Origin of the sequence: Streptomyces sp. NPDC101191 (assembly GCF_044767915.1) — a bacterium.
Classification (GTDB): Bacteria; Actinomycetota; Actinomycetes; order Streptomycetales; family Streptomycetaceae; genus Streptomyces.
On sequence record NZ_JBIWOU010000010.1, the window covers coordinates 216,599 to 231,197 of the forward strand.

At 74.8% G+C, this 14,599-nt stretch carries 13 protein-coding genes; 4 read left to right on the top strand and 9 right to left on the bottom strand.

Annotated elements, in window-relative coordinates; genetic code table 11:
* Positions 1-12: 12 nt before the first annotated feature.
* From ACIRQF_RS32675 to ACIRQF_RS32700, 6 genes are all read right to left on the bottom strand, one after another.
* The gene (locus ACIRQF_RS32675; RefSeq protein ID WP_404097846.1) at positions 13-1,389 is read right to left on the bottom strand and encodes a carboxyl transferase domain-containing protein; all 1,377 of its coding nucleotides are present in this window, start codon (positions 1,387-1,389) and stop codon (positions 13-15) included.
* Positions 1,382-2,848, bottom strand: a complete 1,467-nt coding sequence (locus ACIRQF_RS32680; protein WP_382479991.1) for an acyl-CoA synthetase — start codon at positions 2,846-2,848, stop codon at positions 1,382-1,384. The genes ACIRQF_RS32675 and ACIRQF_RS32680 overlap by 8 nt, the downstream gene beginning before the upstream one ends.
* A 20-nt stretch (positions 2,849-2,868) precedes the next feature.
* Positions 2,869-4,101, bottom strand: a complete 1,233-nt coding sequence (locus tag ACIRQF_RS32685) for a nitrate/nitrite transporter (RefSeq protein WP_404097849.1) — start codon at positions 4,099-4,101, stop codon at positions 2,869-2,871.
* A 163-nt stretch (positions 4,102-4,264) separates the two neighbouring features.
* Positions 4,265-5,806, bottom strand: a complete 1,542-nt coding sequence (locus ACIRQF_RS32690; protein ID WP_404097851.1) for a GAF domain-containing protein — start codon at positions 5,804-5,806, stop codon at positions 4,265-4,267.
* Between the two features lie 34 nt (positions 5,807-5,840).
* A complete protein-coding gene (locus ACIRQF_RS32695) occupies positions 5,841-6,887 on the bottom strand; it encodes a rod shape-determining protein (protein WP_404097854.1) in 1,047 nt (348 codons plus the stop codon).
* A 149-nt stretch (positions 6,888-7,036) separates the two neighbouring features.
* On the bottom strand, positions 7,037-7,621 hold the full coding sequence (locus tag ACIRQF_RS32700; RefSeq protein ID WP_404097856.1) for a hypothetical protein: 585 nt from the start codon (positions 7,619-7,621) through the stop codon (positions 7,037-7,039).
* A gap of 122 nt (positions 7,622-7,743) precedes the next feature.
* Here ACIRQF_RS32700 and ACIRQF_RS32705 point away from each other — a divergent pair, with 122 nt between their 5' ends.
* On the top strand, positions 7,744-8,598 hold the full coding sequence (locus tag ACIRQF_RS32705; RefSeq protein WP_404097858.1) for a hypothetical protein: 855 nt from the start codon (positions 7,744-7,746) through the stop codon (positions 8,596-8,598).
* A 282-nt stretch (positions 8,599-8,880) separates the two neighbouring features.
* On the opposite strand, the gene ACIRQF_RS32710 is transcribed toward ACIRQF_RS32705, so the two are convergent.
* Positions 8,881-9,309 carry a MarR family winged helix-turn-helix transcriptional regulator gene (locus ACIRQF_RS32710; protein WP_376630117.1) on the bottom strand — a complete coding sequence of 143 codons (429 nt, stop codon included), beginning with the start codon at positions 9,307-9,309 and terminating at the stop codon, positions 8,881-8,883.
* Between the two features lie 88 nt (positions 9,310-9,397).
* On the opposite strand from ACIRQF_RS32710, the gene ACIRQF_RS32715 reads away from it, so the two are divergent.
* The 3 genes from ACIRQF_RS32715 (at position 9,398) to ACIRQF_RS32725 (ending at position 11,873) form a co-directional block, all read left to right on the top strand.
* Positions 9,398-10,417: an NADP-dependent oxidoreductase gene (locus ACIRQF_RS32715; protein WP_382480002.1), complete on the top strand. Its 1,020-nt coding sequence runs from the start codon at positions 9,398-9,400 to the stop codon at positions 10,415-10,417.
* A gap of 63 nt (positions 10,418-10,480) precedes the next feature.
* Positions 10,481-10,903 (top strand): organic hydroperoxide resistance protein, encoded by a 423-nt coding sequence (locus ACIRQF_RS32720; RefSeq protein WP_190103533.1) that lies wholly within the window; start codon positions 10,481-10,483, stop codon positions 10,901-10,903.
* 154 nt (positions 10,904-11,057) lie between these two features.
* The gene (locus ACIRQF_RS32725; protein ID WP_376630114.1) at positions 11,058-11,873 is read left to right on the top strand and encodes an EI24 domain-containing protein; all 816 of its coding nucleotides are present in this window, start codon (positions 11,058-11,060) and stop codon (positions 11,871-11,873) included.
* A 16-nt stretch (positions 11,874-11,889) separates the two neighbouring features.
* Here the strand turns inward: ACIRQF_RS32725 and ACIRQF_RS32730 are convergent, their stop codons facing one another.
* Entirely contained in the window at positions 11,890-13,113 is a 1,224-nt protein-coding gene (locus ACIRQF_RS32730; RefSeq protein ID WP_404097863.1) for a serine hydrolase domain-containing protein, read from the bottom strand.
* Between the two features lie 75 nt (positions 13,114-13,188).
* Positions 13,189-14,406, bottom strand: coding sequence for a PP2C family protein-serine/threonine phosphatase (locus tag ACIRQF_RS32735; protein WP_404097866.1), 1,218 nt, complete (start codon positions 14,404-14,406; stop codon positions 13,189-13,191).
* Positions 14,407-14,599: the final 193 nt, after the last annotated feature.

Here is a 14,599-nt window from a genome sequence, read left to right on the forward strand (position 1 = left end):
GGCGAAGCCCCCTCATGCCGAGGGGGCTTCGTGCTGCCCGGGCTCCTCCCCGACGATCCCCCGCACGACGCCGAGTTCCACCAGGTCCTGGGGGCGCAGCCGGAGGCGCCCGGCCGTCTCCGGGACCAGCTCCGGCGGGCGCTTGAGGATCTGCGCGGCGAGCTCGGGCGCGATGACGGAGAAGTAACTGTCCGGGGTGGCCCAGGTGTTGCCCGGTGCGGCGAGCGCGAGCGCCCCGCCCGAGCCGCCCTCGCCGACGAGCAGCGACGTCACCGGAACGCGCGCTCCGGCGATCGCCGCGAACGCCTCCGCGATGGCCGGGCCCGCCCCGGCCCGCTCGGCGGCGGCGTCGTTGGCAGCGCCGGGCGTGTCGATCAGCGTCAGGACCGGGATCCCGAGCCGGTCCGCGAGCCGCACCAGCCGCGCGACGGTCCGGAAGCCGGCCGGCCGGGTCGCCCCGCCGTCCTGCGCCGCGTACGCCACCACCCGCCCGTCGCGCAGCCCGAAGCCGCACTCCACACCGGCGTCGGCGCCCCCGGCCCGGTCCCCGTGGATCGCCGCGCGCATCGCGAAGCAGGCGTCCAGATAGGCCCCGGCCCGCGGGCGTCCCGCGGCCCGCGCCGCCTGCACGGCCGCCCACCCGGTGGCGGGCAGGGCGAGGTCGCCGAGGGCGTGCGGCGGGGGAGCCGCGGCCGGCGCTGGCCCGGCCGCGGGACCCAGCAGCCGCAGCCACCGTCCCAGGGTCTCCCGCAGCCGCTCCGGCGGGACGAGGGCGTCGACGTGCCCGTGGGCGTACTGGTCCTCCGCCGTGTAGGCGGCGGGGTCGGCGTCCGCGGGGCGGACGCGGGAGCCCGCGAAGGCGACCTGGGCGGTGGGCAGGGCCAGGACGACGTCGGCGCCCGCGCCGACGGTGGCCCAGCCGCCGCCGGTGGTGGGGTCGCGCAGCACGGCCACGTGCGGGACGCCCGCCGCGCGCAGCCGGACGGCCTCGGCGGCGACGCGCTGCAATTGGGTGAGGGCGATCATGCCCTCCTGCATCCGGCTGCCGCCGGTCGCGACGAGCGACACCAGCGGGAGCCGCCGCCCGGCCGCCGTACGGAACGCGGCGACGAGCCGGTCGCCCGCCGCCCGGCCGAGCGAGCCGCCGAGGAAGCCGAACTCGAAGACCACGAGGACGCAGGCACGTCCGCCCACCGTCGCCGTGCCGTAGCGCACCGACTCGTCCTCGCCGGTGCGCGCGGCGGCCCGGGCCCGGGAGGCGTCGTAGCCGGGCCAGCCGATCGGCCCGTCGACGCCGGCCCCCGTCCCGGTTTCCGCCGCGTCGTCCTCCGGGACCCAGTCGTCCGCCACCAGGGCGACCGCGGCACGGGCGGTCAGGCGCTCAGCCACGGGAGGGCTCCTGGAGGGCCTTCTTCAGGACCTTGCCCATGTCGTTGCGGGGCAGCGCCGTCAGGAAGCGGACCTCGCGGGGGCGCTTGTGCGGGGCGAGCTGGGCCGCGACGTGCGCGGCGAGCGCGTCCGGCGCGGGCGGGGCGTCGGGGTCCGCCGGGACGACCCAGGCCACGATGCGTTCGCCCAGGTCCGGGTCGGGCGCGCCGGTGACGGCGGCCTCGCGAACGCCCGGGTGGTCGAGGAGGGCGTTCTCGATCTCCCCGGCGCCGATCTTGTAGCCGCCGCTCTTGATGAGGTCGGTCGCCTTGCGGCCGACGATCCGGACGTAGCCGTCGGCCTCGCGCACCGCCATGTCCCCGGTGCGGAACCAGCCGTCCCCGGTGAAGGCGGCCGCGGTCGCGTCCGGGCGGTTGAGGTACGCGGAGAACAGGTTCGGGCCGCGCACCTGGATCTCGCCGACCGTCTCGCCGTCGTACGCGTCCGCGCCGAGCACCGAGCCGTCCTCCTCCGCCAGGCGCAGCTCCACCCCGCCCAGCGGCAGGCCCACCGAGCCGGGGCGGGGGGCCGAGCCGACGGGGATCGAGGTGTTCATGAGCGTCTCGGTCATCCCGTAGCGCTCGATCACCGTCCGGCCCGTCGCCGCCCGGATCCGCTCGTGGTCGTGGACCGGGAGGGCCGCGGAGCCGGAGACCAGCAGCCGGGCCTGCGCCAGGGACCGGGCGAGCGCCGGGTCCCCGGGGAGCGCCTCGGCGAGCCGGTGGTACATGGTCGGCACGCCGAACAGCATCGTGCCGCCGGCCTCCCCCAGCTCCTTCGCGACGCCCTCGACCGAGAAGCCGCCCAGGTGGCGCACCTCGCCCCCGCGCCGCAGCGGGCCGAGGACGCCCAGGACGAGCCCGTGGACGTGGAACAGGGGCAGCCCGTGCACGAGGACGTCGGCGTCCGTCCACTCCCAGGCGTCCGCGAGTGCGTCGAGGGAGGCGGCTAGCGCGCGCCGGGACAGGACGACGCCCTTGGGCGGGCCGGTCGTGCCGGAGGTGTAGACGATCAGGGCGGGGGTCCCGGGGCCGTCCGGCTCCGGGCGGGCGGGCGTGCCGGGCGCGACCCGGATCGCCACGTCGGTCCGGGGCAGCTCCGCCAGTCCCGCCGGCAGGTCGTCCCCGGCACCCGCGAGCACGATCCCGGGCGCGCTGTCGCCGAGGATGTGCGCCAGCTCGCGCTCCCCGATGCGGGGGTTGAGCGGGACGGCCGGCACGCCCGCGAGCAGCGCGGCCACGACGCCGACCGCCGTCTCGGCCGTGGGCGTGGCCCAGACGGCCACCCTCCCGGCGCTCAGGAGCCGGGGCGCGAGGGCTCCGGCGGCGCGCGCCAGTTCCTCGTACGTCAGGGTGTCGGCGCCGAACCGCAGGGCGGGTCGGTCGGAAGGGGCCGCCAGGGCCGGGAACAGGGCGCTCATGGGCGCATTCTGCCCAGCCGTCAGGGACGGGGTACTGCGACTTTGCTCACCTCGGGGGCGGGCGTGTCGCTGTCGGGGCGCACGTTCCGCATCCGCCCGTAGGCGTAGACGCAGCCGGCGAGGGCCAGGTCGGACAGCAGCATGAAGCCGATCGAGTACGAGCCCTTGGCGCTGTAGATGGCGCCCATGACCAGCGGGGGTACGAAGCCGCCGAGGCCGCCCATCGCGCCGACGATGCCGGTCACGCTGCCCACCTTCGCCTGGGGGGTGACCTGCGAGACGAGGGCGAAGACCGAACCGCTCGCGGTGCCGAGGCCGGCGGCCATGAGGAGCAGGGCGGTCGTGCCGCCCGGGTTCAGCGGCGGGTCGAAGGCCTGGACGATGGCGAGCAGGGCGACGACCCCGAGCGCGACGGCCGTCACCAGGGCCGGGTGGACCCGGTCCGAGAGCCAGCCGCCGATCGGCCGGAAGACGACCGTCACCAGGGCGAACCCGGCGGCCTTGGTGCCCGCGTCGGTCGGGTCGAGCTCGTACCAGGTCTTCAGGTAGGTCGGCAGGTAGACGCCGAAGGCGACGATGCCGCCGAAGCCGATCGCGTACAGCGCCGACAGCTCCCAGGTGACCCGCAGCCGCCCGGCCTGGCCGAGGCGCCGGGCGAGGGAGGCGGAGGGGATCGGCCGGTCGGGACGGTCGGTGATGAGGAGCGCGGCGAGGACGGCGTACGCGGCGAGGGCCACGGCCACGACGACGAAGGGCAGGTTCTCGCCGTGCTCGGCGATCCGCGGGGTGAAGTATCCGGAGAGCGCCACGCCGCCCATGCCCATGCCGAAGACGCCGAGCGCGAAGCCGCGCCTGGCCGGCGGGAACCAGGAGTTGACCAGCGGGATGCCGATGGCGAAGGTCGTGCCGCCGATCCCGAGCAGGAAGGCCACGACCAGCAGCAGGCCGAAGGAGTCCTTGACGACGATCAGGAGCAGGACGGGCACGATCGTCAGCGCCGAGACCAGCGGGAACATCAGCTTCGCGCCGTACCGGTCGGTGAGCGCGCCGGCCGCGATCCGGCCGAGCGAACCGACCAGGACGGGGATCGCGACGAGCAGCGACTGCTCGAAGGAGCTGAGCGAGAGCCGGTCCCCGTACCAGCTGCCGAGCGGCGCGATCAGGTCCCAGGCCCAGAAGGTCAGCGTGAAGCCGACGGTGGCCGTGACCAGGTTGCGATAGGCGGCCGCGGGGATCTTCACTTCGGTGTCCACGCCCTCAGTCAAGATCCGGCGGGCGGGCGGGGCGCGCCGGAATGCTCCGTTCGGGGCGTCGGACGGGGCCGTCGTGGGCGGTGCGGCGCGGCCGGCCGGACGGGTCCGCGCCGGACCCCTTCGTACGGGCGAGCCGGACCGGCTCCCCACCGGGGTCCGGGTGTCAGATCTCCTGCGGCCAGGTGACGACCGTGGGCGGGCTCCCGTCGTCCTCGACCCGCAGCCGCAGCCCGGAACCGTCGGCGGTGATCTCGACCGTGACGGCCCCGACGTCCGGCCGGCGGTGGGCGGCGGCCAGCGCGGCGCGCAGCGCGGCGAGCAGCCGGTCGGCGGAGGCCTCCTCGGAGAGGGTGTCGACGGCGCCGGAGAAGTGCACGGAGGGCTGGAAGCCCAGCAGCGCCGCCGCGCCGCCGGTCTCGCGCAGCACCCGGCCGCGGAAGGAGGCCGGGGCGTCGGCCGGCGGCTGCTGCAGCGCGAAGATCGTGGTGCGGACCTCCTGGATCGTCGAGTCCAGCTCGTCGACGGCCCGGGCCAGGAGCGTGTCGACCTCGTGGACGGCGGCCCGCCGCCGGGTCGACTCCAGCATCATCTCGGTGGCGAAGAGGCGTTGCACGACCAGGTCGTGCAGGTCGCGGGCGATCCGGTCGCGGTCCTCGTACACGGCGAGCTGTTCGCGGTCGTGCTGGGCGTCGGCGAGGACGAGCGCGAGCGCCGCCTGCGAGGCGAACTGCGAGGCGAGCAGCCGGTCCACCGCGCTGTACGGGCGGTCGCCGCGCCGCCGGGGCAGAGCCAGGGTGCCGATGAGCCGGCCGCCGCTCTGCAGGGGCAGCAGCATCGAGGGCCCGAAGCGGCTGCGGACATGCGTGGTCATCCGCGGGTCGGTGGCCGAGTCCTCCACGAACACCGGCTCGCCACCGAGCAGCTGGACCAGCACGGGGGAGCCGGGCGCGATCGTGGTGCCGACCAGGTCGCCGGGGTCGTCGGGGGTGGAGGCGGCCACGATCTCCATGCCGCCCTCCCCGGTCGGCTGGAGCACCACGCCCGCCGAGGCGTCCGCGAGCAGCCGGGCCCGTTCGGCGACCGTGGTCAGGGCGTCCTGGGCCGGCTTCCCGGTGAGCAGCGCGGTCGTCACGGCCGCGGCGCCCTCGATCCACCGTTCCCGCTGTCGTGCCGTCTCGTAGAGCCGCGCGTTGCCGATGGCGATGCCGGCCTGGGTGGCGAGGACGCGCAGCAGGGCCAGGTCGTCGTCGCCGAACGGGCCGGTGGGCTTGTCGCCGAGGTAGAGGTTGCCGAACACCTCGGTGTGGACGCGGATCGGCACGCCGAGGAGGGAACGGATCTCCGGGTGGCCCTCGGGCACGCCGGAGGAGCGCGGGTCGGCGGTCACGTCGTCGAGCCGCAGCGGCCGGGGGTCGCTGACGAGGGCGCCGAGCAGTCCGGTGTGCCCGTCGGGGATGCGCCCGATCCGTTCCCGCTCCACCTCGGTCATGCCGGAGGTGAACAGCTCGGTGATGCGCAGGCGCTCGGGGTCGACGACCCCGAGCGCCCCGTGGCGGGCACCGGTCAGCGCGGTGGCGGTGTCCACGATGTGCTGGAGGGTGGCCCGCAGTTCGAGCTCGGTACCGACGCTGAGGACGGCTTCGAGCAGCATGGGCAGGCGGGGCGCAGGATCGTTTCCGTACGCGTCCTCGTCCATGTTCGACATGGGGTCATTCTCGTACAAGGCGTTCCGCCGTGGACTATTCGGCCGTCTCGGTCAGCGGGTCGAGGACCAGGGGCTGGATCCGGCCCTCCAGCATCGCGCCGAGCCCGAGGACGGCGCAGACGTCCGGGCGCTCGGCGATGTGCACGGGCATTCCGGTGGCCTCCCGCAGCATCTGGTCGAGGCCCGGCAGCAGGGCGCTGCCGCCCACCATCATGATGCCGCGGTCGGCGAGGTCGGCCACCAGGTCGGGCGGGCAGTCGCGGAGCACCTTGCCGATGCCGTCGAGGACGGCGGTCAGCGGGGTCTGGATGGCCTCCCGCACGGCCGCGGTGTCGACGGTCACCGAGCGGGCGAGCCCGGTGGCCACGTCGCGGCCGTGGATCTCGGTGAAGGTGGGGCCCTGGAGGGTCAGGCCGTTGCCGTGCAGGGCGACCTGGAGCGGGCGCACCGACTGGCTCGGCAGCATCAGTTCGTGCCGGTGGCGCAGATGCTGGATGACCGCGTGGTCGATGGCGTCGCCGCCGACCGGCATCCGCTCGGCCGTCACGATCGCGCCGAGCGAGAGCACCGCGACCTGGGTGGTCGCCGCCCCGCACACCAGGATCATCGTGGCGGTCGGCTGCTCGACCGGGAGGCCGCAGCCCACGGCCGCCGCGATCAGGGTGTCGACGAGCTCCACCCGGCGGGCGCCGAGGCCGACCAGGGTCTCCACGGCCGCGCGCTGGGCGAGCGGGTCGCTGTCGTGCGGGGTGCAGGCGGCGGCGCGCAGCCGGGGCTTGCGGCGCAGCTGGCGACGGAGCTTGTCACCGAGGAGATGACGGAGCATCCGCTGGGCCATCTCGATGTCGACGACGGTGCCGCCGGAGACGGGGCGGACCACCCGGATGTAGTCGGGGGTGCGGCCGGTCATCTTCTCGGCGAGCGCGCCGACGGCGATGAGCGCGCCGGTGCGGGTGTTCACGGCGGCGACGGACGGCTCGTCGACGACGAGTCCGGCGCCCTTGACGAAGACCCGGGTGCGGGCGGCGCCCAGGTCGACGGCGACATGGCAGCGGCGTAGCTGCTCAAGGCTGACGGTCACGGCGGTCCTCCGGAGTGCGGTGCTGGCACGGGCGAGGCGGGGCGCACGGGGTGCGCGGTCCTGTTCGATCGTCCTGCGGTCCCGCGCGGGGCGCGCGCTGAGCTGAGCCGCCCGGGGGTGCCGAAACCCCGGAAGACCCTGACGGAACGTCAGGCCTGGGGGGTCGTCCGGTGCCCGGCCGGTGGCGGGACCTGACGCTGGAGAAGACCCCAGGCGAACTCGGCGGCCGCCCGGCCGCCGTCGGGGAGGGTGAAGTCGAGGCGGGCGAGCGTCGGGGCGGCCCCCTCCCGGGGCTCGACGTCCCGGAAGGCGCGCCAGACCTCGTCGATCGTGCACCGCCACGGGCGCAGGTCCTCGGCGGTGCGCAGCTCGGGCGGCGCGGCGCCGGGAGCGCGGGTCAGGGAGCGGGACCACACGGCGCGGCGCGGGCCCACCAGGACGGTGAACCGCAGATCGGGCCAGAGCGGCACCGGCCAGGCCCACGCCTCGCTGTCGCCGCGCACCGGCTGCCGCGACTCGGGATCGCCGAGGGCCTGCCGGTAGCGCTCGAACTCGCCCGGACCCTGCCGGGCGTGCGCCCGGGCCTGCCAGCGCTTGTTCGCCTCGCGCATCTCGGCGCGCGTGGCGCCGAGTTCGCGCAGCGCCTCCTCGACGAGGCCGGCCTGGTGGTCGGCCATCCGGCGGAGCAGGACGAGCTGGAACTCGTACGGCCCAAAGGGGGTGGCAGGGGTCATGCGCCCATCCTGCCCGAAGGGGGAGATTCGCGACGGCACGCCGACGACCTGCGGTTTCCTCACAGGATCCTCACGTTCACGCCTATCAGCCGTGTCCGAGCGGCGCATAACCTGCGGGCGCCATGGACTACTGCCCCCAGTGCCGACGGCATCTCAACGGCGCCCTGGCCTGTGCCGGTTGCGGGACCCCCGCCGAGGAGCTGCGGTACTTCACCCCCCACCCGCCCGCCCCCGCGCCCGTGCCCACCTTCACGCAGCCGGCGGAGACCCCGCCGCCCGTGGAGGAGGAGTACGGCTACGCGTACGAACTGGACCCGGTCGAGACGCCCCGGCCCGCCGAGGGGCGCGCGGCCGCGCGCCGTGGCCGGAGCCGGTCGGGCGGCGGCCGGGCCGCCCCGCGGGGCGGGCGCCGGGCGCGCTCCCGGCGTGGGCGCACGGTGCTGCTCGGCACGCTCGGCTTCGCGCTCGCGGCCGGTTCGCTGAGCATGGCCAAGCTGGCCCTGGACCAGCCGGCCGGCGGCGCCGCGACCGCCGTCCAGGAGGAGGACGTCGTCGAGGCCACCCTCGACCCGGAACCGCCGGCGCCGTCGGAGAGCACCGGCCGGCCGGACGGCCCCGGGCCGGTCGAGTCGGTCACGGCGCGCCCGACCTCCACCGGGCACCCCGCCCGCGGTTCCGGCCGCGGGGGTGGCACGGGAGGCGCTTCCGGCGACGGTGCGGGAACGGGCTCGGGCGACGGTTCGGGCTCAGGTGACGGGACGGGCACGGGGACCGGCTCGGGCGACGGGTCCGGCGCCTCGCCGAGGGCGTCCGTCCCCGGCCCGGAGAACCCGTCCGGCACGCCCTCGACCGGCCCCTCCGGCAGTGCCTCGCCGACGCCCGGCGGCGGTCCCACCACGGCCCCGGGCACGCCGACGGCGAGCCCGAGCCCGAGCCCGACGCCGACCTGCACCCGCTTCCTGTGGTGGTGCGTCTGAGGCAGGCCTCGGGGGCCTGCCTCGGGATCGTGCCGGGCGCACGGCGCATCGGGCACGGGGCACGGGGGCGCCTCGGGTCGGGGCGTGCGGGGTCCGGGGGTGCGCGGGATCCGGCGGGTGCGGGGGCCGGGGGTGCGCGGGATCCCGCGGGTGCGGGGTCCGGGAAGGCACGGGATCCGGCGCGTGCGGATGCCGCCGTGGCGCCCGGGGGAAGGCGTCCGCCGGCCTCTGGGTCGTGACCCTTGGCCGGGGCCTATTGGCCGGGGCCCCTGGGCCGGATCTTCAGGGCGTGCCCAGCATGCGCTTCAGTAGGTCGCGCAGCAGGGTGCGCTCGGTCTCGGTGAGTTCGCCGAGCGGCTCGCGGGCGAAGTGCAGCGACTCGCGCAGCCGGCGGGCGGTGTCGCGGCCCTCGTCGGTGGGGGCGGCCACCTTGACGCGGCGGTCGGCGGGGTCGGGGCGGCGCTCGACGAGGCCGCGGGACTCCAGGCGGTCGATGATCCCCGTCACGTTCGACGGCTCGCACTTGAGCTTCTCGGCGATCTTCCGCATGGGCGTGGGCTCCAGGGCGAGCAGCCCGAGCACGCGGGCCTGCGCGCCGGTGAGGGCGTGCGCGGCGGCGGCCTCCTCGTACTCGTCGTGGTAGCGGGCCACGACGGTGCCGATGAGCTCCACGACTTCCAGCGTCAGGGGGTCCGTGTGTCGGGTGGGCATGGGTTCATCGTACTCCGATGCTTGACAACATGAAATATCGAGGCGCATGGTTGTTTCAGTTCGTGAAGCATTTCTAGGAGGCTCCGCCATGTCCGTACTTCCCGCGTCCAGCCGTGAGTGGCACCTCGTCGCCCGCCCGCACGGCTGGCCCGTGCCCGCGGACTTCGCCCTCCGCGAGAAGCCGCTGACCGAGCCCGCCGAGGGCCGCGTCCTCGTGCGCAATCTGCACTTCTCCGTGGACCCGTACATGCGCGGCCGGATGAATGACGTCAAGTCGTACATCCCGCCCTTCCAGCTGGACCAGCCGATGGACGGCGGCGCGGTCGGCGAGGTCGTCGCCTCCAACGCCGAGGGCTTCGCCGTCGGCGACCACGTGCTGCACGGCCTCGGCTGGCGCGAGTACGCCGACGTGCCCGCCCAGCACGCCACCAAGGTCGACCCGGAGCTCGCCCCGCTCTCCGCGTACCTGGGTGTGCTCGGCATGACCGGCCTGACCGCCTACGCGGGCCTCTTCGAGGTCGCCTCCTTCAAGGAGGGCGACGCCGTCTTCGTGTCCGGCGCGGCCGGCGCCGTCGGCAGCCAGGTCGGCCAGATGGCACGGCTCAAGGGTGCCTCCCGGGTGATCGGCTCGGCCGGCTCCGACGAGAAGGTCAAGTGGCTGGTCGAGGAGCTCGGCTTCGACGCCGCCTTCAACTACAAGAACGGCCCGGTCAAGGACCAGCTGCGCGAGGCCGCCCCGGACGGCATCGACGTCTACTTCGACAACGTCGGCGGTGACCACCTCGAGGCCGCGATCTCCTCGCTCAACGTGCACGGCCGCGCCACCATCTGCGGCATGATCGCCCAGTACAACGACACCGAGCCGGTCCCCGGCCCGCGCAACATGGCCATGATCATCGGCAAGCGGCTCCGCCTCCAGGGCGTCCTCGTCGGCGACCACTACGGGCTGCAGCAGCAGTTCGTCCAGGAGGTCGGCGGCTGGCTGCGCTCCGGCGAGCTCAAGCACGGCGAGACCTTCGCCGAGGGCATCGAGAACGGCGTGGACGCCTTCCTCGGCATGCTCCGCGGGGACAACACCGGAAAGATGATCGTTTCGGCGACCCGCTAGTCTTCCCTCAGCCGTCGCGATCGTGGGCGCGAGTCGCGGCGAACGAATAAGGGAAACAACAGCATGTCGATTCAGCAGTCCGACGTCCTGTACACCGCCGTCGCCACCGCCGAGAACGGTCGTGACGGCCGGGTCGCCACCGACGACGGCCAGCTCGACGTCGTCGTCAACCCGCCCAAGGCCATGGGTGGCTCCGGTGCGGGCACCAACCCGGAGCAGCTCTTCGCCGCCGGCTACAGCGCCTGCTTCCAGGGCGCCCTGGGTGTGGTCGCCCGGAACGAGAACGCGGACGTCTCCGGCTCGACCGTCACCGCCGAGGTCGGCATCGGCAAGAACGACGACGGCTTCGGCATCATCGTGAAGATCTCGGCGACCATCCCGAACGTGGACGCCGAGACCGCCAAGGGCCTCATCGAGAAGGCCCACCAGGTCTGCCCGTACTCGAAGGCGACCCGCGGCAACATCACGGTCGAGCTGGCCGTCTGAGCCGACCCGCCGCAGACTGAGAACGAGGGCCGCACCCTGACCGACCGGGGTGCGGCCCTCCCTCCGTTCCGGACCCTCGCAGGGCCGGGTCCCACCGTCTCAGGTTCGGAACAGGAGGAGGGCCTTGGCCGGACCCGCCACTAGGGTGATCGTCATGCGTGATTTCGGAGCAGGATTCCGTTACCTGCTGCAGGGGCAGAAGTGGGTCGGCACTCACGGACGCTGGTTCGGGTTCGGGCTGCTGCCCGGACTCGTCACCTTCGTCCTCTACGTGGGGGCGCTGGTCGGGCTCTCCTACGGGGCCGACGACCTGACGGCCTGGGCGACGCCGTTCGCCGACGGCTGGGGCTCGCCCTGGCAGGGCGTGTTCCGCGGCACCCTGACCTTCCTGGTCTTCGCGCTCGGCGTCTTCCTCGCCGTGATCACCTTCACCGCCGTGACGCTGCTGATCGGCCAGCCCTTCTACGAGTCGCTGTCCGAGGCGGTCGACCGCAGCGAGGGCGGCGAGGTCCCCGAGTCCGGGTTGCCGCTCTGGCGCGAGCTGTTGATCTCGGCCCGCGACAGCCTGCGTGTCCTCGTGCGGGTCGCGTTCTACGGCATCCTGCTCTTCGCGGCCGGCTTCATCCCGGTGGTCGGCCAGACGGTGGTCCCCGCGCTCGGCTTCGGCGTCTCCGGCTTCTTCCTCACCGAAGAGCTCACCGCGGTCGCGCTCCAGCGTCGCGGCGTCGAGTTCAAGGAGCGCCTGGGGCTGCTGCGCGGCCGCAGGGCGGCCGCGCTGGGCTTCGGCGTCCCCCTCGTCCTCGCCTTCCTCGTCCCCTTCGTCGCCGTCCTGCTGATGCCGGGCGCGGTGGCCGGCGCCACGCTGATGGCCCGCGACATGACCGGCGAGGCGGCGGACGAGGGCACGGACGACGACGCGGACGAGGACGGGACGGGCCGGACGAGGGGCGCGGCGCACCACACCGTCTGATCCGGCCCCGGCCCGGTCAGGGCTGCAGCGGGTCCTCCGGCGCGAGCGCCGCCGCGATCCGCTCCGCGACCACCTGCGCCATGTTGCCTTCGGCGGTGTCCGGCGTCTTGGTCGCGGACACCGCGATGGAGAGGCGCTTCGACGGCAGGTACGCCTGGATCGCCGCGTACCCGGTGAACGACGGGTTCTGCAGCAGCCAGCCGTTGGCGACGATGACGCCGAGCCCGAAGTGCTTGGCCTCGGTCTGCTTCAGGCAGATGTCGGCGGGGCACTTCGCGGTCGGCACGCCGAGCCCGACCGTGCCCGGGTCCAGCAGGGTGCGGTACGAGCGCCGGGAGATCAGCTCGCCGCTGCCGATGCCCCGCGCGGAGCGGGCCATGTCGCACACGGTCGAGGTGATCACGGCGCCGGGACCGGTGGTCCACGAGGGGTTCCAGAAGGTGGACTCCTCGTAGAGGCCGCGGTCCGAGGTGAAGGCGTGCAGCACCGGGGCGGGGATCTCCGGCGTGAAGTTGTTCTGCGTGTTCCGCAGCCCCAGCGGGCCGGTGACCTGCTCCTCCACCAGCCGGTCGATCCGCTGTCCGGTGATCCGCTCCAGGGCGCGCTCGAGGAGCAGGTAGTTGGCGTGCGAGTAGCTCCAGTTGGTGCCCGGTGTGTACCAGAAGTCGTGCGCGAACGGGAACGCGAGCAGTTCGTCGGGGGTCCAGGCGCGGAACGGGTCGGCCAGCAGCTCGGCCTCGAACTCCGGGTCGGTGACGTAGTCGTGCAGGCCGCTGGTGTTGTTGGCCAGCATCCGCAGCGTGATCTCGTTCGCCCGCGGCACCTCGGGCAGCCAGGGCTCGACCGTGGCGTCGAGGTCGACCCGGCCCTGCTCGACCAGCCGGAGCAGGGTCGTGCCGATGTGGGCGAAGGCCACCGAGCCGGCCCGGAAGTGCATGTCCGGCTCGGCCGGGACGCCCGTCATCGACTCGCCGAGCGCGTCGGTGACGACCTCCCGCCCGCCGTCGTCGACCCGCAACAGCACGGCCTTCAGCTTGAGGTCCTGCTGGGCCTGGCGGGCGATGGCCAGGACCTGGCGGCCCCGGGCGTCCAGGGGGTGCCGGGTCCGTGCGCAGTCGCGGTCGCCGTGGCCGCCGGGCGGCCCGGACGGCGTCTGCGCGACGGCCGCGCCGACGGGGAGGAGGGTGGCGAGGAGGGCGGCGGCGAGCAGGGCCGCGCGGTTCCGGGGGGTGCGTCTCATGCCCGCACTATGTCCGGAAGGTCCGTCTGATCCCGGCGAACACTCCGCGCGGCACCCGGGACCCGCCCGGACGCCTCACAAGCCCACGACGATCAGCGCCGTGTCGTCCGTCGCCCCGCCCACCGGCAGCATCTGCAGGAGCAGCGCGTCGGCCAGGGCCTGCGGCTCGACGCCGCGGTGCCGCCCCAGGATCCCGGCGAGGCGGGCGAGCCCGGCGTCGATGTCCTCGTTCCGCCGCTCGACCAGACCGTCGGTGTACAGGACCAGCGCGGTGCCCGGCGTGAACGCCGCCTCCGCCTGCGGGCGGGCCGCGTGCTCCAGGTGCGCGCCCAGCGGCGGATCCGTCGCCCGGTCCAGGAACTCCACCGTCCCGTCCGGGTGGAGCAGCGCGGGCGGCGGGTGCCCGGCGCTGCTGTACGTGACGACCCGGCGGTCCCAGTCGATGCAGGTCTCGACGGCCGTCGAGTTCTCGGCGCCCGCGACGGACCGGGCGTACAGGTCGAGCACGTCCAGGGCCTTCGCGGGCCCCGCCACGACCAGGGACGCGGCGCTGAGGGCGCTGCGGAGCTGGCCCATCACCCCGGCGGCGCTCAGCCCGTGCCCCACCACGTCGCCCACCGCCACCCCGCCCCGGTCGCCGCCGGGCAGGGTGACCAGGTCGTACCAGTCCCCGCACACGTTGAGCGCGCCGACCGCCGGCCGGTAGCGCACCGCCGTCGGGTGCGAGCCGATCGGCACGGGCGCGGGCAGCATGGCCTCCTGCAGGGTGAGTGCCACCTCGCGCTCGCGGGCGTGCGCCGCCCGCAGCCGTTCGTTGACCTCCTGGAGCTCCCGGGCCCGCGCGTACACCTCGGCCTCCAGGACCCGGGCCCCGCCTTCGCCGGGCCCGCCGCGGGCCCGGATCAGCTCGGTGATCTCCTCGACCCGGTGGACGAGCAGCACCACTCGCCCGTCGGCGTCGAGCACGGGCACGTTGACCGCGCTCCAGTACCGCGGCTCCCACTCCCCGGGCCGGTCCAAGCGCTCGACGTCGTAGCGCTCCGGGGCCATGCCGTCCCGCTCGCCGGTCGCGGCCACCCGGCGCAGCGAGGTCACCAGGTTCCGTACGCCGTTCGCCGCCGGATCGTTCGGGTTGTCGGGGAACACGTCGAAGGGGCGCCGGCCGATCAGCTGCTCCCGGCTGCGGCCCGACCGGGTGGCGTACTCCGCGTTGACGTCGAGGTACACGAGATCGGGGGTGAGCAGCGCGATCATGCCGGGCAGCGCCCGGAACACGGCCGCGTAGTCGGTCACCGTCCCTCACCTCTCACCCCAGGGTGCGCCGCGCGGCGCCCGTTCACATCCCGGAGCGGTGCCGCGGGGCCTGCCGCTGGGGTACCGGGCCGCGCGGGGCCGCCGGAGTGCCCGGCTCCGTGGGGCGGGCGGAGTGCCCGGCTCCGTGGGGCCGGCGGAGTGCCCGGCTGGCTCCGTGGGGCCGGCGGAGTGC